General features: G+C 72.4%; 18 protein-coding genes. 9 read left to right on the forward strand and 9 right to left on the reverse strand.

From position 1 onward, the window contains the following. Nucleotides 1–37 precede the first annotated feature (37 nt). Entirely contained in the window at nt 38–1,495 is a 1,458-nt protein-coding gene (locus tag GXP74_RS16725; RefSeq protein WP_182452270.1) for a DUF2079 domain-containing protein, read from the reverse strand. 135 nt (nt 1,496–1,630) lie between these two features. Between GXP74_RS16725 and GXP74_RS16730 the strand changes: the two genes are divergently transcribed. Beyond that, nucleotides 1,631–2,332: a response regulator transcription factor gene (locus GXP74_RS16730; protein ID WP_182452271.1), complete on the forward strand. Its 702-nt coding sequence runs from the start codon at nt 1,631–1,633 to the stop codon at nt 2,330–2,332. Next, a complete protein-coding gene (locus tag GXP74_RS16735; protein WP_225447990.1) occupies nt 2,322–3,860 on the forward strand; it encodes a cell wall metabolism sensor histidine kinase WalK in 1,539 nt (512 codons plus the stop codon). The genes GXP74_RS16730 and GXP74_RS16735 overlap by 11 nt, the downstream gene beginning before the upstream one ends. A gap of 242 nt (nt 3,861–4,102) precedes the next feature. Here the strand turns inward: GXP74_RS16735 and GXP74_RS16740 are convergent, their stop codons facing one another. From GXP74_RS16740 to GXP74_RS16755, 4 genes are read right to left on the reverse strand one after another with little or no spacing between them, the layout of a single operon-like run. After that, nucleotides 4,103–4,771, reverse strand: a complete 669-nt coding sequence (locus GXP74_RS16740; protein ID WP_182452272.1) for an O-methyltransferase — start codon at nt 4,769–4,771, stop codon at nt 4,103–4,105. A 38-nt stretch (nt 4,772–4,809) separates the two neighbouring features. Beyond that, a complete protein-coding gene (locus GXP74_RS16745; RefSeq protein ID WP_182452273.1) occupies nt 4,810–5,295 on the reverse strand; it encodes a nuclear transport factor 2 family protein in 486 nt (161 codons plus the stop codon). 43 nt (nt 5,296–5,338) lie between these two features. Further along, entirely contained in the window at nt 5,339–5,956 is a 618-nt protein-coding gene (locus tag GXP74_RS16750) for an NAD(P)-dependent oxidoreductase (protein WP_182452274.1), read from the reverse strand. A 46-nt stretch (nt 5,957–6,002) separates the two neighbouring features. After that, nucleotides 6,003–6,830: an inositol monophosphatase gene (locus GXP74_RS16755; RefSeq protein ID WP_182452275.1), complete on the reverse strand. Its 828-nt coding sequence runs from the start codon at nt 6,828–6,830 to the stop codon at nt 6,003–6,005. Nucleotides 6,831–6,943: 113 nt separating this feature from the next. Between GXP74_RS16755 and GXP74_RS16760 the strand changes: the two genes are divergently transcribed. Continuing rightward, on the forward strand, nt 6,944–7,879 hold the full coding sequence (locus tag GXP74_RS16760; RefSeq protein WP_182452276.1) for a LysR family transcriptional regulator: 936 nt from the start codon (nt 6,944–6,946) through the stop codon (nt 7,877–7,879). 162 nt (nt 7,880–8,041) lie between these two features. Here GXP74_RS16760 and GXP74_RS16765 read toward each other — a convergent pair whose 3' ends face one another. Further along, complete coding sequence (locus GXP74_RS16765) at nt 8,042–8,329, reverse strand: hypothetical protein (protein ID WP_225447991.1); 288 nt, start codon at nt 8,327–8,329, stop codon at nt 8,042–8,044. Nucleotides 8,330–8,365: 36 nt separating this feature from the next. Between GXP74_RS16765 and GXP74_RS16770 the strand changes: the two genes are divergently transcribed. Both GXP74_RS16770 and GXP74_RS16775 read left to right on the forward strand, forming a co-directional pair. After that, nucleotides 8,366–9,310, forward strand: coding sequence for a transposase (locus GXP74_RS16770; RefSeq protein WP_182452277.1), 945 nt, complete (start codon nt 8,366–8,368; stop codon nt 9,308–9,310). Between the two features lie 334 nt (nt 9,311–9,644). Then, nucleotides 9,645–10,334 (forward strand): PRC-barrel domain-containing protein, encoded by a 690-nt coding sequence (locus GXP74_RS16775; protein ID WP_182452278.1) that lies wholly within the window; start codon nt 9,645–9,647, stop codon nt 10,332–10,334. Nucleotides 10,335–10,394: 60 nt separating this feature from the next. Here GXP74_RS16775 and GXP74_RS16780 read toward each other — a convergent pair whose 3' ends face one another. Both GXP74_RS16780 and GXP74_RS16785 read right to left on the reverse strand, forming a co-directional pair. Continuing rightward, a complete protein-coding gene (locus tag GXP74_RS16780; RefSeq protein ID WP_182452279.1) occupies nt 10,395–10,886 on the reverse strand; it encodes a hypothetical protein in 492 nt (163 codons plus the stop codon). A gap of 160 nt (nt 10,887–11,046) precedes the next feature. Next, entirely contained in the window at nt 11,047–11,628 is a 582-nt protein-coding gene (locus GXP74_RS16785; RefSeq protein ID WP_182452280.1) for a TetR/AcrR family transcriptional regulator, read from the reverse strand. Between the two features lie 82 nt (nt 11,629–11,710). Here GXP74_RS16785 and GXP74_RS16790 point away from each other — a divergent pair, with 82 nt between their 5' ends. Then, nucleotides 11,711–12,673, forward strand: a complete 963-nt coding sequence (locus GXP74_RS16790; protein ID WP_182452281.1) for a zinc-binding dehydrogenase — start codon at nt 11,711–11,713, stop codon at nt 12,671–12,673. Between the two features lie 24 nt (nt 12,674–12,697). Here the strand turns inward: GXP74_RS16790 and GXP74_RS16795 are convergent, their stop codons facing one another. After that, the gene (locus GXP74_RS16795) at nt 12,698–13,678 is read right to left on the reverse strand and encodes a chlorophyllase (protein ID WP_182452282.1); all 981 of its coding nucleotides are present in this window, start codon (nt 13,676–13,678) and stop codon (nt 12,698–12,700) included. A 128-nt stretch (nt 13,679–13,806) separates the two neighbouring features. Between GXP74_RS16795 and GXP74_RS16800 the strand changes: the two genes are divergently transcribed. The 3 genes from GXP74_RS16800 (at nt 13,807) to GXP74_RS16810 (ending at nt 16,331) form a co-directional block, all read left to right on the forward strand. Continuing rightward, nucleotides 13,807–14,190, forward strand: a complete 384-nt coding sequence (locus GXP74_RS16800; protein WP_182452283.1) for a MerR family transcriptional regulator — start codon at nt 13,807–13,809, stop codon at nt 14,188–14,190. Between the two features lie 101 nt (nt 14,191–14,291). Continuing rightward, nucleotides 14,292–15,389, forward strand: coding sequence for a protein phosphatase 2C domain-containing protein (locus tag GXP74_RS16805; protein ID WP_182452284.1), 1,098 nt, complete (start codon nt 14,292–14,294; stop codon nt 15,387–15,389). A 36-nt stretch (nt 15,390–15,425) separates the two neighbouring features. After that, the gene (locus GXP74_RS16810) at nt 15,426–16,331 is read left to right on the forward strand and encodes a MoxR family ATPase (protein WP_182452285.1); all 906 of its coding nucleotides are present in this window, start codon (nt 15,426–15,428) and stop codon (nt 16,329–16,331) included. The last annotated feature ends 45 nt before the right edge of the window (nt 16,332–16,376 follow it).

Genomic DNA, 16,376 nt, shown 5'->3' on the forward strand with positions numbered 1-16,376 from the left:
TCGTGGACCGCCACCCCTGCCGTGGCCCGTGGCACGGTCAGCGCCGGTAGAGCAACAGGAACCCGTCCTGGTCGGCCACGGTGCGGTAGCCCTGGGCCTCGGCCGCTGCGATGTCGTCCTGCTGCTGGTCGCCGGAGATCGGCCAGCCCTGCGGGTCGGCTGTGTCCACCACGATCCATCGTGAGTCCAGTGGCAGACCGGGGTAGCCGAACTCGCTGACCGTGGTGCGCGAGGTGAGCTGAGGAGCGAGGCGGTTGGAGGCGGAGACGGTGGCCCCGTCCGGGATGAGGGCCAGGATGCGGTGGGCGACGGCCACGCGTGGGCTGGTGCTCCAGGTCGAGGGCTGGGCGAGTTGGAACAGCGGGTACTGCGGCAGGAGCGCGGCGGTGGCCGCAGTGGCGGCGACCAGGTGCGCGCGGACGGCGCGTATCCCGCCGGGCCAGCGGCTGAGCGCGTCGACCATGGCGGCGAAGGCGATGGGCATCAGGTCGGCGCTGTACTGGAACCCGGTGCCCCAGTAGGAGGGGTCGGTGGATACGAACCGCCAGAGCAGCGTCGGCACGGCAACCACCAGCAGCGGCGAGCGGACGGCGGTGAACGCGGTCGGCGCGAGCAGCAGCACCAGGGTGACCACCTTGGTGTCCGGGGTGACCAGGCCGATGGTGAGCTGGTACAGCAGGCCGCCGGGGCCTTGACCCGTGGCCGACAGGCCGCCCCAGTAGGCGTAGGTCCCGCTCGGGTTGAAGGCCGGTATCAGCACCAGGATCTCCAGCGCGCTGCCCAGTACCCCGGCCAGCGCCGTCGCCAGCCCGAGTCGACGGTGCCCGTACCAGGCGACCAGCACCCCGATCGCGGCCACCGTCAGTCCCAGGTCCTCCTTGACCAGGAGCAGCGGCAGTGCCCAGGCCACCGCGGCCCGCATGCGCCGTTCGGCGAGCGCGGTCAGTGAGAAGGCCAGCAGCGGCACGGCGAACGCGACCTCGTGGAAGTCGAACCCGACCGCCGAGGCGATGCCCCAGGAGCCGCCGTACCCGAAGGCGACGACCAGGGCGGCCGTGCGGCCGGCGGCCCGCTGCGCCCAGCGGGCCAGCGGGACGACTCCCACGGCCAGCAGCGCCGCCTGGGCCAGCAGCAGCGTCATCGGCGAGGGCCACAGCAGGTAGAACGGCGCCAGCGTGGCCAGGATCGGGGAGAAGTGGTCGCCGAGCAGTGGGAACCCGGGCCCCTTCAGCGCCGACACCGGCAGGTGCCCGTGAGCGTAGGAGCGCACCGCCTGCTCGAAGATCCCCAGGTCGTAGCCGGTGGTCAGCATGTGCTGCTGGTTTTGGACCGACACCGCCGCGTACACGGCGAACAGCAGCGCGGCCGCGCCCCACGTCCAGCGGGGGGCACCGGCCGCCCCGGCGGCAGCCGGTCGCGCGGCCGGGCCCGGCTCGGCGGCCGGCGGTGCCGGCAGTCGGCCCGGTGGCAGTGGGGAGCGGGTGGTCAGGGGCATGTCGGTGCGGCCTTCCGTCGTGGAGCGTCCTGCTCGTTCGGTGGGCCCACTGTGCCCAAGGGACGCTGACGCCCCGCTGTCCGAACCTGACCGCGTGATCAGGAACGCCCGGGACGGCTGTGCCAGGCTGGGTGAGTGCGAATCCTGGTGGTGGAGGACGAACGGGAGCTGGCCGCGACGCTCCGACGCGGGCTGTCCGCGGAGGGCTACACCGTCGACGTCGCCCACGACGGCCGAGAGGGGCTGTGGAAGGCCCGCACCGGCGACTACGCGGCGATCATCCTGGACCTGATGCTGCCGGTGCTCAACGGCTACCGGGTCTGTGCCGAGCTGCGGCGCGAGCGGATCGGCACGCCGATCCTGGTGCTCAGCGCCAAGGACGGCGACTGGGACCAGGCCGAGGCCCTGGACACCGGCGCCGACGACTACCTCGCCAAGCCCTTCTCCTACCTGGTGCTGGTGGCCCGGCTGCGGGCGCTGCTGCGCCGCGCCCCCGGCCAGGGGGTGCCGCTGCTGACGGTCGGCGACCTCACCGTGGACCTGGCCGCCCGCAGCTGCCGCCGCGCGGGCACGGCGGTCGCGCTCACCCCCCGCGAGTTCGCCATCGCCGAGGTGCTGGCCCGACGGCCCGGCGAGGCGGTGTCCAAGCACGAGCTGCTGCACCACGCCTGGCCGGACGAGGCAGAGGACCCCAACCTGGTCGAGGTCCGGATCAGCGCCCTGCGCCGCAAGATCGACACCCCGTTCGGCCGCGCCTCACTGCAGACCGTGCGCGGCCTGGGCTACCGCCTGGTCGACGACCGCAGGGCCGAGCACGGGGACGACGATGGCAGCTAGCCGGGTCCGCCGCCCGACAGGAGCGCGGCTGCGGCTGCGGCTGCGGCTGCGACCGCGCTCGGTGCGGGCCCGCTCGGCGCTGGCCGCCGGGCTGGCCGCCGCCGTCCTGCTGACCGCCGGCGCGCTGTGGATGCAGGACCGCCTGTACGACAACGCGATGGCCGCGGCCCGGGCCCAGGCGCAGGACGAACTGGTCGCCCTGATCGGGGCCGTCGGCCAGGGCGGCGAGGTGACCGGCACCTGGGGCGCCTTCCCGTACCAGGTCGTCGCCGGGGACGGCCGCATCTACGCGGCCTCCAGCCCGGACATCGCGCCGTTCGACGTCGACGGCCGCACAGCGCTGCCCCCGCCCGGGGCCGGCGTGCCCGGTGCTACCGAGGGCCCGTCCAGCGTCCGCTTCGGCACCCCGCCCGGGACCCGCGACAACCCGTTGGCCGGGCACACCTTCCCGGTGATCAGCAGTGACGTCTCCGCCGCCCAGGCCGGCGCCGACGACCCCCACTCACTGATCGCCACCCTGCCGAGCGACGCGATCATCCGCGTGTACGTGGTGGTCACCCCGTTCCAGGCCGGGGCCGCCGTGACCGCCGTCGACCCGGTGCTGCTGCCAGCCGTCCCCCTGGGCGTGCTGCTGGTCCTCGCCGTCGCCTACCTGACAACCCGGCGGGCGCTGCGCCCGGTGGAGGCGATCCGGCGCCGCACCGCCGCCGTCACCGCCGCCGACCCACGCGAGCGGGTCGACGTCCCTGACACCGGCGACGAGATCGCCGCGCTCGCGGTGACCATCAACGCCACCCTCCAGCGCCTGGACGACGCCGCCAGCGCTCAGCGCCGTCTGGTCGCGGACGCCGCCCACGAACTGCGCAGCCCCCTCACCGTGCTGCTCGCCGACCTGGAGGTGGCCCTGGCCTACCCGGACCGGGCCGACTGGCCCACGACCACGGCCGCCGCTGCCGGCCAGGCCCGCCGGTTGCAGGCGCTGATCGAGGACCTGCTGCTGCTCGCCCGCCTGGACGAGGGCCAGCAGCCGCGTCGCTCGCGGCTCGACCTGGCTGCCCTGGCCACCGAGCTGACCGGGGAGTACGCCGCGGCGGCGCGCGAGCGGGCAGTGGAGCTGAGTTGCGTCACCGACGGCCCGGCCCCGGTCCTCGGCAGCCCGGGCCGGCTGCGGCGGGTGCTGCGCAACCTGCTGGACAACGCGCTGCGGCACGCGGACACGGAGATCCGGGTCAGCGTCCGGGCGGGTGACGGATCGGGGCCGGTACTGCTGGAGGTCGCCGACGACGGTCCCGGCATCGAACCGGCGGACCACGAGCGGGTCTTCGAGCGCTTCACCCGGCTCGCCGACGCCCGGGACCGCGACAGCGGTGGCACCGGCCTGGGCCTGGCCATCGCCCGCGACCTGGCCCGCCGCCAGCAGGGCTCGCTCGCCCTCGCTCCGGGCGGCGGCCCCGGCGCCCGCTTCGTCCTCACCCTCGACCCCGCTCCGGACCACCAGGACGCCGACGGCCAGGGGCCGAACGGTTGAGTCCGTCCCCGGGAGGGCGAGTGAATCGGCTGTCCGGCGCTGCCGCAGATGCCCCCGGGCAGCGGCATTGTCGCGGGGAGGACCTCGCCGCCGCCGTCCGCCCATGCCGCCCCGGCTGCCGGACGCGACGACACCCCGGCCTCGACCGACCAGTGCCGGTGAGCAGCACGGACCCTGCGGTGGAAGCCCGCGCGGGGTGGCGGATCCGCGGCTGCGCCGCCCCACCCCCCGCGGAGGTCGCCTCAGCTCGTTCTGACGGAGAGTTCGATCCCGCTCTCCAGCACGGTGGATTCGTACATCCCCGAGTTCCTGACGTGCTCGAGGTAGTCGGGGGCGTGCCCGGTGTCGTCCGCGATCAGCAGCGCCCCGACGGGCAGATGACCCTCAAGGAGGGCAAGGACGGGCAGGTACAGCTGCTTTGCCCCGTCGAGGAAGACCAGATCGATCGCCCCCGGCAGGTCGTGGGCGAGAGTGTCGAGTGCGTCGCCGTCACGGATGTCGGTGCCATCGGCCAGTCCGGCTTCGGCGAGGTTCTGACGCGCCTGCGCCACCTTGCCGGGTTCGAACTCGGAGCCGATGAGCAACCCGCCGCCGTTGTCGTGGACGGCGGCGGCGAGGTGGAGGGTGGACAGCCCGAAGGAAGTGCCGAACTCGACCACCGTGCGAGCGTGCCGGGTGCGCGCGAGGATGTAGAGCAGCCGGGCGATGGGGCGGGAGACGGCGAGGTGGGCGTCCTTCGCGTTCAGGTACAGGCTGCGGTAGTCGTCGGCACCGGCCTTCCACGCCGCGAGCTCATCGGGCGACAGGCCCGCGATCCAGTCGCGCAGCCGCTGCTGGGAGGCGTCCGCTTCGGCGTAGAGGCGGTCGAGCAGGGCGGCGAACTTCGGTTCTGCCAGTGTGTTCGTGGTCATCTTGATCCGGTTTCTGTGTGTGCTGCGGTGGGCTCCCGCTAGAGCCGACCGCCGGTGGCGGTTCGGGTGTAGAGATCGGCGTTGCCCTCAAGTGGCGCGGTTCTGGCGACGGTGAGCTCTTCGACCAGCCAGCGTGTGCCGGTTCTGCGCAGGAGCAGGTCCCAGGTGCCGTGCATGACGCACACCGCGTCATGCGGGTCGGGTGCGTCACGCAAGTGGTGGTGGGCCAGAACGTGGGCCCGGCAAGAGGCGCGGTCGGCGTCGGCTTCGAGGTCGACGACGAGGTTGGCGGTGAGGTGATGGGTGGCGGTGAAGCCGCCTGCGACGCTGCGCGCCCGGTCGACGAAGTCCTCGGCGCTGATCTCGCCGGCGGGCACACCGAGGTGCCTGGAGAGGTCGAGGCCGACGCGGTCGGCGAGCAGGAGGCGCAGGCCTGCCCAGTCGCAAGCGTCCTGTGCTGCGGCGAGTCGGGCGACGACCTCGCCGACCGCGAGCCGGTCGGCGAGGGATCCGATGGAGGTCATGGCGCACTCCTTACCTGAGCACGGGTCAGTACTTGAGCACGGGTCAGTGTTCGAGCGGGATGGCGACCTGCCCGCGACGGTGCGGCTCCTGCGCCTCGTCGAGCATGGCCGCGGCCACAGTGCTCCGGCTCACCCGGGCGGGGAAGAACCGCCTCGGTGCGCCGTCGAGACCGACGGTGCGCCGATCGGGACTGAGCGGTCCGTTGGACAGCGGCCCGGCGTGGAAGACCGTGCCGCCGGCTGCCAGGACGGTCGCGTCCGCGGTGACCTTGTCGGCCAGCTCTGCCCCCATCGCCTTGAGCAGGGTGCGGGTGGCCCATCCGGCAGCCTGCGCGGACGGGCCGGTGCCGTAGGCGCCCAGCCAGACGATCCGCCCGGGACCGGCATCGGCCAGGGCACGCGCGCCGAGGGTGAGCGTGCCGGGGCCGTCGCCCTTGGCCACACCGAGCCCGGACAGCACGACCTCGCTGCCGCGCAGTGCGGCTTCGACGGAGCGCGGGTCGTGCACGTCGGCGGCCACGCGCGTCAGGCGCGGGTGGTCCGGGAGGCTGATGCGCGCCGGGGTGCGGGCGATGGCGGTGACGGTGTGTCCGCGTTCCAGGGCTTGGCGGGTCAGTGCGAGCCCGGTGGCACCGGAGGCCGCGAGGATGGCCAGGTTCATGTCGGTCCCCTGCAGGTGGATTGGATGGCGCTTGGGTGCGGACAGTTCAGGAGATCGGGGCGAGCACCTGCACGGCCGCGGCGTGCAGGCCAGGAGCGGAGGCCAGGACGGTGTCGCTGCCCGGGGACCAGGGAGCGCCGTCGACGCGGGTGACGATGCCGCCCGCCTCGGTGATCATCAGCGCGCCGGCGGCCACTCCGGGCAGCGTGGGCTCGTACTGCCAGAACACGTCGTGGTGCCCGGCGGCCACCAGCAGCATCGGGAAGGTCGAGGGCACGCCGACACGCACCAGCAACGCCCGGTGCAGCATCGCGGCGACCGACCGGCCGATCCGCTCGTAGGTGCCCTCCTGGTCGGCCTCGGCCTGGCCGGTGTCCACGATCGCCGCGTCCAGCTCGCGCTTCGCGGACACGCGCAGCGCCGCGCCGTTCAACTGCGCGCCGCCGCCGCGCAGCGCGGTGTAGGTCAGATCGCCCACCGGTCGGCGGACGACGGCCAGCACCGGCTCCCCATCGCGTACCAGGGCCACGCTCACCGCCCACTCCGGCAGCCCGTGCACATGGTTGACGTTGCCTTCGACCTCGTCGACCACCCACCATTCACCCGGCGGCAGCGCGGTGGTCTCGTACTCCTGCGGCAACCATCGCGCGTCCGGACGCAGCGCCGTCAGGGCCGGGCGTAGGATCGCGAGCGAGACCTCGCTGTCGGCGGTACCGGCGCGGAACATCGCAGCCCGGTCGGCCGGGCGCGCCGAGACGCTGTAGCGGGCCTCCAGAGCGCGGCCGGCCTCCACGGCGGCCCGGACGACCGCCGAGAGCAGCGCGCTGTCGTCGGTCGAAGCGGTGGCGGCAACGCGGGAAGGGGATGCGGTCATGACGGAACCTCATTCACTGCGGCGGACCGGCCTGCCCGATCCGGACTCCTCCGACGCTAGATCCCCGCTCAGATGATTGCCAGTGCACTCTTGTAAGGCCAGAAGTTACCCTGATGCATGTGGATCTGAACCTGCTGGTCGCGCTCGACGCCCTGCTCGAAGAGAACAGCGTCGCCGGCGCCGCCGACCGCCTGCACCTGTCCCCGCCTGCGATGAGCCGCACCCTTGCCCGCATTCGCAAAGCGACCGGCGACGACATCCTGGTACGCACCGGCCGCACGATGACACCGACCCCCCGTGCTCTGGAACTGCGTGGCGAGGCACGCGAACTCGTGATGCGCGCCCGCGCCGCCCTCACCCCCCTCACCACACTCGACCTCCAACACCTCGAACGCAGTTTCACCCTGCGCTGCCACGACGCCCTGGTCACGGCCATGGCCCCGCCACTGATCAGCACCCTCGCGCATTCGGCGCCACGGGTGGCGATCAGGTTCCTCGCCGAACCCTCCGCCGACATCGCCGACCTCGCCCGCGGCCAGACGGACTTCGAGGTCGGCGCCGCCGCACCCGACCGACCCGAGATCGCCACCCGAACGATCGGCACCGACCGCATGGTCGCCGTCATGCGCCCGGACCACCCTCTGGCAACGGGCGACCTCACCCCGCAACGCTTCGCACAGGCCCAGCACATCACCATCTCCCGCCGCGGACGCCTGTCCGGCCCGATCGACGACGCACTGGCCGAACTCGGCCTGCGGCGGCACGTCAGCGCCTCCCTCCCCACCACCAGCGCCGCACTCGACCTGACCGCCTGCACCCAGGCCGTGGCGGTCGTCGCCGAACACGTATGCCGACCGCTCTGGACAACCCTGGGCCTGCACGCCCGCCCGCTCCCCTTCGACGTTCCCGACGTGCCGATGATCGTCGCCTGGCACCACCGCTACGACACCGACCCCGCCCACGCCTGGCTACGCACCCGACTCGTCCACACGCTGCGCACCCTCATCGACCCGAGCGCCCCGGATACCGCACCGACACCACAGCCCTGAACAGGGGTCACCGTCCCGTTGTCGCAGGGGGATGCGTAGCTGCGGTCGCCGTCATCGTCGTCACCGTCGGAGCCGGGGATGACGCGGTTGATGGGGTCAGTACGGTGCCGCCGGAATTGTTGGCCGTTCCCGTGCACAGCAGAGCGGGAGCGTAGAAGGGGGTCAGGGCGTGAAGGTTACGCCGGTGAGGCGTTCGCTCTCGGCCCACAGTCGGGTGCCTTCGGCCGGGTCGTCGGCGCCTGAGGGCAGGGCGACCGGCTTGGGGGTGCCGGCGGCCTGTCGGCGGAAGGAGGACGGGCCGATGAATGCGCCGTTGTGCGCGTCGGGGCTGGTGGCCGCATAGAGGCTGGGCCAAGCGGCACCTTCGGCCGAGCCCATCGCGATGTTCCCCAGCAGCTTGGTGGCGCGACCGACGAAGGCTCCCTGGGTGTGGCGCTGCAGGTTGGTCATCCATCCACGTCTGTTCATGACCCTCTGTGCGGAAAGATGAAATCCCTGGTGCAGCACTTCCTGGTCGACGGGCGCGGAAGGTTCCGGCCGCGCACCGAGCGCGACGGCCAGCCGCCCTCCCGGGTGCGGATCGAGTCGCCGTACGAGACCGAGGCACGCTGGACACGGCGCGGCGACACCCGCTGGACCGGCTATCTCGTGCACGTGACCGAGACCTGCGACGACAAGAGCATCAACGTCATCACCGACGTGGCCACCGTCGTCTCCAGCGCAGACAGTCAGGCACTGCCCGGCATCCACGACCGCCTCAGGCGCCGCCGCCTACTCCCCGGGCAGCACCTGGTCGACGGCGGCTACACCTCCGTCGCCGGCATGGACAACGCCGCCCGCCTCCACCGCGTCACCATGATCGGACCGCTTCCCTCCAGCACCAGCCCGCAGCACCGGGCCCAGGACGGCTTCGGCCGGGAGAACTTCGTCATCGACTTCGACCAACGCGAGGTCAACTGCCCCAACGGGCAGGTCAGCGGCAACTGGAGGGACCTTCCGGTGAAGGAACCGACCTCAGTGGTGGTCCGCTTCGACGCCCGCCAGTGCGGCCGCTGCCCCGAGAAGACCGCGTGCACCCCGGGCCCGTTCCGCAGCCTGTACTTCCCCACCCGCCACCTGCACGAACTCCAGGCCAAGAACCGCGCCGACCAGCAGGACCCGGACTGGCGCAGGCCCTACGGGCTGCGCTCGGGAGCCGAGGGCACCATCGAGGAGTTCGCGCACGGCCACCGAGCACGCCGATGCCGCTACCGCGGCCTGGCCAAGACCCACGTCCAGCACGTCCTGACCGCACTCGCGATCAACGTCGAACGGCTCAGCGCGCAAGAACCCGTCGACTCCGCCTACCGACCCCGCCCTCCCACAGCCTTCCAGCAGTACCTCGACGCACACGGGCTGCCCCGCCCCCTGTGGTGGCGCCAAGGCCAGTGACCCGGCCCTCAAGATTCCCGACAGAGTCCCTCACTGGACGTTCCACATCATCGAGGCCTACAACTCCACCTACTACCGCCCCTTCGCCGACGTGGAGGCCCAGGTCAGAGCGGAGTTGGCGGACGGCCTCGACCACCTGTACGAGGCAGAGCTGAAGGACCGACGGCGCACCCGGGACCATCCGGACCACACCGTGTCCCCCTGAGCGAGCGGAGCGGCGCCGCCCCCGAACGCGGCGACTGGGCGGGGTGTCGGCTCTCACGCATCGGGCAGGCGAAGCTCGAATCGTAGGAGCGAGCGAGAGGTCGTTGACATGGCTGGAACAGCAGCAGCAATGCGGTACGCGATCGGAGCCGAGGTGCGTTGCACCGACGGGGTGTGCGGGCATGTCGACCGGGTCGTGATCGACCCGGTCGCCCGCACGCTCACCCACCTGGTGGTGGATCCCGGCAGCGGCACCCGCCGTCTGGTGCCGGTGGGCCTGGTGGTGGACCAGGTGGTGGGCGACACCGTCCAGGGCCATGAGGAGAGCCCCACGGCCATCCGGCTGGGCTGCGGCACCGCGGGCTTCGAGAGCCTGGAGGCCGCCGAGGAGACCGAGTTCCTGCCTGGCGACGGCCAGCTCGGCTATCTGGCGGACCAGATGATCGTGTGGCCGTACTACGGCCTGGGTGGCGGCGTGGGGACCGGGGCCGTCGCGGTCGGTGCGCCCGGCGTCCTGTCCGTCAGCGGCGCGCCGAGGGAGCAGACCTACGAGCGGGTGCCCAGTGGTGAGGTGCAGATCCGCAAGGGCGAGCGGGTCGAGGCGACCGACGGCGAGATCGGACGGGTCCAGGGACTGGTGATCGACCCGACGGACCACGGGGTCACCCATGTGCTGCTCCAGGAGGGCCACCTGTGGGGGAAGAAGACCGTGGCCATCCCGATCCGCGCGGTCAGCCAGGTCGGTGACAGCGTCCGGGTCGAGCTGTCCAAGGCGGAACTGGGGGACCTTCCCCCGGTGGACGTCGATCCCGGGGTCTGAACGCAGCAGCCCGCGTGCCGCCGACCGGCGGCCGCGGGAGCAAGCGACGGACACCACCGTTCAGTCGCGGCGCTGACGTGCGAGCGGTGCCGCCGCACCGGCCCCTTTCCCGACGGAGCCGAAGCCGACCGGGGAGAGGGCCGCCCCCGGGCGGCCCTCGGCAGCCTCCGGACCGGCTTCGCCCAGGCCGAGTTCGCGCTCAAGTTCCCTGATGCGACCGCTCAGGGCCTGCTTGCGCAGTCCTCGCTCACAAGCCGTCAGCGGCGGGCGGGCGGCGATGACCGTCACCAGGCCGCGCCGCACGGCCAGCAGCGGTGTCGTGATCAGCCAGCTCAGACCCACGAGCAGCGCGACGAGGGCGACATGGCTCCGCTCGGCGTACTCGAACTGCGTGACCGCTTGGGACGGCGACATCCGCTTTCCCGCGCGGTCAATGAACGCGGTTCGTCTGCGGCCGAAGTCCAGCCGCGCGGTCAGGACCGCGCCGCAGAGGTAGCCGAGTATCCCGACGAGCACGCCCCATGCCCACATGCGTATCTCCTTCATACCCACCACCGCCGGGAGACCTCCGGGCCGCCCGGGACTCATGAGCGACGCCGTCAACACCGTGGCCGTCACGCCCTTCGCGTCTTTCCGCCCAGCCGCTCGGGAAACAGGGCCACCGCGCGCTCTCGCGTTCAAGGCGCGGACCGTGCACCGGGCCCGGAAGGGCTCAGCGGTCCGGGGCCGCCTGGAAGGTCTTGACCGCGAGCGAGGCGAAGCGCCGGGAGGCCTCGGCCCGGGTGGCCGACGGCGTCGCCTCGACGCCGTTGTTGGCCATGAGCATGAGGATCAGGTCGTCCAGGACGAAGTCGGCCCGCAGGCGGCCGGATTCCTTGGCCCGATGGGCGAGCGCGGTGACGGAGGTCAGCGCGTAGGCGCGTTCCGCGGCGAAGTCCATCGCGCGGGGGAAGGCCGAGATGAAGGCCGCGGTGAAGCCGCGGTCCCGCGCGTGGAGTTCGCAGATCCTCTCGAACACGAGGCAGAAGCCGTGCCAGGGGTCCGGATCGGCGAGCCCTTCGTCGACGATCGCGTGGCAGGCGTGCATCTGCTCACGGAAGGCCTCGACCGCCAGCACCTCCTTGGTGGGGAAGTGCCGGTAGAGGGTGGCGGGGCCGACTTCGGCACGCCGGGCGATCTCCCGCATCGGCACGTTCAGGCCTTCGGCGGCGAAGACCGTCCGGGCCGCGTCGAGGATCCGCTGACGGTTGTCCTGGGCGTCGGAACGCAGGGTGTGAGGCAAACGGTCGGTCACCACTCTCACTTTACCCAAGCGGACGGGGGCGTCCGTTAGCGTCCGGGACGAAGGAGTACTGATCCGGAGCCAGGAGGCAGCGTTGAAGGCAGTGGAGATCCGCGCATTCGGAAGCCCCGACGGTCTGGCCGTCGTCGACCGTCCGGTCCCGGTCCCGACCGCCGGGCAGGTGGTGATCGCCACCGAGGCGATCGGCGTCGGTGGCGTCGACGCCGTGATCCGCAGCGGCGTCCTCGCGGGCTACGGGTTCAAGGAGGGGCACATCCTCGGCAGCGAGGTGGCGGGCACCGTGGTCGCGGTCGGCGAGGGGGTGGAGCCCGGATGGGTCGGCCGCCGCGTGTGGGCCTTCACCGGCCTGGGCGGCGGCTACACCGAGCTGGCCACCGCCCCGCTCGACGAGGTGCTCCCGCTTCCGACCGGCCTGTCCGCCGTCGACGCGGTGACCCTCGGCAGCTCCGGCGTGGTGGCCCACTTCGCCCTCGCCCACGCCCACTTCGCCCCCGGGGAGTCGGTGCTGGTGCGCGGCGCGGCGGGCAGCATCGGCATCCTGACGGTCCACCTCGCCGCCCGCGCGGGCGCCGCCGCGGTGGCCGTCACCACGTCCTCACCCGAGCGCGGCGACCGGCTGCGCGCGCTCGGCGCGACCCACGTGCTCGACCGCGCCGGAGAGGGAGGCCAGGACGCGCCTTCCGGCTACGACGTCATCATCGACATCGTCGCCGGTGCGGACCTGCCCTCCTTCCTCGGCCGACTCAAGCCCAACGGCCGCATGGTCGTCGTCGGCGTCGTCGCCGGCCGGCCACCGGCCGACTTCGGTACCACGATGATGACCGCGTTCCAGAAGTCGACCTCGTTCGCCACCTTCAGCACCGACACGGTGCCCCGACCCGACCGGCGCGCCGTGCGGACCGCGCAGTTCGACGCCGCGGCGCGCGGCGGGCTCCCACTGGTGGTCCACGAGCTACTGCCACTGGAGCAGGCCGCCCTCGCCCACCGGAAGATGGACGCCGGTGAGGTGTTCGGAAGGATCGTGCTGACCCCTTAGCCCCGGCCCCTCAGCCCCGGCCGATCACCCGTGCCGTCCCGCCGTCCCGCCGTCTCGTCCGACGCCGTACCGCCGCTTCGATTCGAGCCGCCCCAGGGGGTGGGTGCCGTCGGCGAGGGCGAGTCGCGCCGCTTCCCAGTCGGTGTGGTCGGTGCCGGTGACGTGGCGCAGGTAGGCGAGGGTGACCTGCTGGACGAGCGCGACGCGGTCGGGGTTTTCGTCGGTGGTCTCCGCTGAGCCGTAGCCGGAGATGCCGCCGAGGAAGTGCTGACCGCCGTGGACCGTCAGCAGGCTCTTGTCACCCCGGCTGAGTGTGTAGGGGTCGGTCGTCCAGGCCGGTCCGCGGGTGGAGAGCGGCAGTGCGTCCTCGTCGCCGGCGACGACGAGTCCGGGTGCGGTGATCTGGGAGAAGTCCTGCTCGCGCAGCCAGGGGAGGTTGTCGTGGGCGAAGCGGGTCAGCTCGTCTCCGCCCTTGCCGGCGGTGGCCAGTTGGATGCTGGCCATGACCCGGGGATCGGACAGGTCCTCGGCGATGCCGGTCTGCGGGTCCCGCACGCGCAGACCCACCAGGATGCCCGCGGTCTGGCCGCCGAAGGAGTGCCCGGCCGCGACGATCCGGCCGCGGTCCGTCCGTCCGGTCAAGCCGGGTACGCGACCCTCCAGGGTGTCGAGCTGGTCGAGGATCCGCTTCATGTCCCGCACGCGGTGTCGCCACAGGTGGGGCGCGCGCGGGTCGTCCGCGCCGATGGCGAGGCGGTGGGAGTCCAAGTGGGTGGCCTGGACCACGACGAAGCCGTGGGCGGCCCAGTGGTCGACCAGTGGTGCGTAGCCGTCCAGGTCCGAGCCGAATCCGTGCGCGAACAGCACGATCGGCAGGCGGCTGCCGGTGACCGGTGCCGAGACCCGGACGTGCAGGTCCGCACCGCGCTGCGGCGAGGACAGGACGATGGGTTTGACCGACACGAACGCGGTGGGTTCGGGTCCGGTCGTCAGGTTCGTGGTCATGCGGGTACTGCTTTCGGGTAGTGGGCCGGTGGTACGGCGTGGGACGCGCTTCGACTCCTCGCGCGTCATTCGTTACGCTAGAACCTGACGTTGACGTCAGAGGCAAGTGAGTCCACCGAGGAGGAGAGATGCGCGTCGGAGAACTTGCCGCCCGCACCGGTGTCAGCGTCCGGGCCCTGCGCTACTACGAGGAGCAGCGCCTGCTCGGCGCCGAGCGCAGTCCCAGCGGCCAACGCCGCTACCCCGAAAGCGCCGTCGATCGCGTCCGGCTCATCCAGCAGCTCTACGCCGCCGGACTGCCCAGCAAGACGATCGTCGAGCTGCTGCCCTGCGTCATCGACGGTCGCGCCACCCCCGCCCTGCTGCGACGGCTGGCGCAGGAGCGCGAGCAGGTCGACCGACGCATCGCCGACCTCACCCAGGCCCGCGACCGGCTCGACTCGGTCATCACCGCCGCCACCGGCAACATGCGCACCGGCAACCCCTGCCGACAGGAACCCACCGCCCACTGACGCCGGACGACCGCGACGTCTCGCTGGTTGACCTTCACCCTGGGGAAAGCCACAGCATCAGTGGTGCCGGGCGAACCGCCCGGCACGAGGAGGAGTGAGCCATGGCGCTGCTGACCATCGGGGCGTTCGCGAAGGAGTCCCGGCTGTCACCGAAGGCGCTGCGCCTGTACGACGAGCTCGGTCTGCTGACCCCGGCCCGGGTCGATCCGGCCAGCGGCTACCGGTTCTACGCCACCGAGCAGTTGCGGCGGGCCCGGCTGGTGGCCTGGCTGCGCCGGATCGGCATGCCGCTGGCCCGGATCCGAGTGGTCTGCGCGCTGGACGACGCGGCCGCGGCACGGGAGGTCCGGGCGTTCTGGGACCAGGTCGAAGCCGACACCGCCGCCCGCCGGGAACTGGCCACCTTCCTCATCGACCACCTCAGCTGGAAGGACCCCACGATGTCCCCGAACGCCAAGCCCCTGGAGATCCGCTACGCCGCGCTGTCCGACGCCGGACTGGTCCGCGAGAGCAACCAGGACACGGCCTACGCCGGATCCCGGCTGCTCGCGGTGGCCGACGGATTCGGCCGAGCCGGAGCCCCCGCCAGCGCGGCGGCCGTCGACGCGCTCAAGCGCCTCACCTCCGACGGCCTCCCGGCGGGCGACCTGCTGAACGTCCTCGGCGACGCGATCGAACAGGCCAAGCAGGCGGTACGCACCGTGGCCGCCGCCCACCCCGAGCCGCAGCAGGTCGGCACCACGCTCACCGCGATGCTGTGGACCGGCTCCCAGCTGGCGCTCGTCCACATCGGCGACTCCCGTGCCTACCTGCTGCGGGACGGTGAGTTCTTCCAGATCACCCACGACCACACCATGGTCCAGGCGATGGTCGACGCGGGCCGGATCAGCGCGGACGAGGCCGCCTCGCACCCGCAGCGGTCGCTGCTGATGCGGGCCCTGGCCGGGGAGTCCCAGGTCGCCGCCGACCTGCGGCTGCACGACGCGCACCCGGGGGACCGCTACCTGCTCTGCTCGGACGGCCTGTCCACGGTCGTCGCGACGGAGGAGCTGCGCCGGGTGGTCTCCGGCGTCGCCGACCCCGAGCAGGCGGTGCGCGAGCTGGTCGGGCTGGCCAACCGCGCGGGCGGCCCGGACAACGTCAGTTGTGTGGTCGCCGACGTGCTGGAGCAGTGCCCCGACGGAGGTACTGACCGGTAGGGTTCTGCCGGGGGACCCCTAGAGAGAGTTGGCGGTATGGCTGCCCAGGGCGAGCACGTGACCGGCACCGGCTTCTTCACCTCCGTGGACGACGTGTCCGTGCGGTTGGCCGAGGTGGGCTACCTGGCGTCCACGGCGGTCGCCACCACCGTCTTCCTGGCGGACCGCCTCGGCAAGCCGCTGCTGGTGGAGGGCCCGGCCGGGGTCGGCAAGACGGAGCTGGCCAAGGCGGTCGCCGCGATAGGCGGCGCCCGTCTGGTCCGGTTGCAGTGCTACGAGGGCGTGGACGAGTCGCGCGCGCTGTACGAGTGGAACCACGCCAAGCAGCTGCTGCGGATCACCGCCGGGCGGGACGAGAGCTGGGACGAGGCCCGTACCGACATCTTCAGCGAGGAGTTCCTGCTGCCGCGTCCGCTGCTGACCGCCATCCGGGGCGACCAGCCGACGGTGCTGCTGATCGACGAGACCGACAAGGCCGACGTCGAGGTGGAGGGCCTGCTGCTGGAAGTGCTCAGCGACTTCCAGGTGACCGTGCCGGAGCTCGGCACGATCACCGCGACCCGCCGCCCGTTCGTGCTGCTCACCTCCAACGCCACCCGCGAGCTGTCCGAGGCGCTGCGCCGCCGCTGCCTGTTCCTGCACATCGACTTCCCGGACCAGGAGTTGGAGCAGCGGATCGTCCGGCTGAAGGTCCCCGGCCTGGACGCGGTGCTCGCCGAGTCGCTGGTCCGGGTGGTCGGCGCGCTGCGGGCGATGGAGCTGCGCAAGGCACCGTCGGTGGCGGAGACCATCGACTGGGCGCGGACGCTGCTGGCGCTGGGCGCGGAGACCCTGGACGAGGCGGTGGTCCGCGACAGCCTCGGGGTGATCCTCAAGCACCAGGACGACGTGCTCAAGGCGGGCAGCAAGCTGCGGCTCGACGCCGTGGTACCGGCGCCGTGAGCAGCGGCGCGGCCGCCGTGGCCGAGCGGCTGACCGCCTTCGTCC

It is taken from the genome of Streptacidiphilus sp. P02-A3a (assembly GCF_014084105.1).
In the GTDB taxonomy this organism is placed as follows: Bacteria; Actinomycetota; Actinomycetes; order Streptomycetales; family Streptomycetaceae; genus Streptacidiphilus.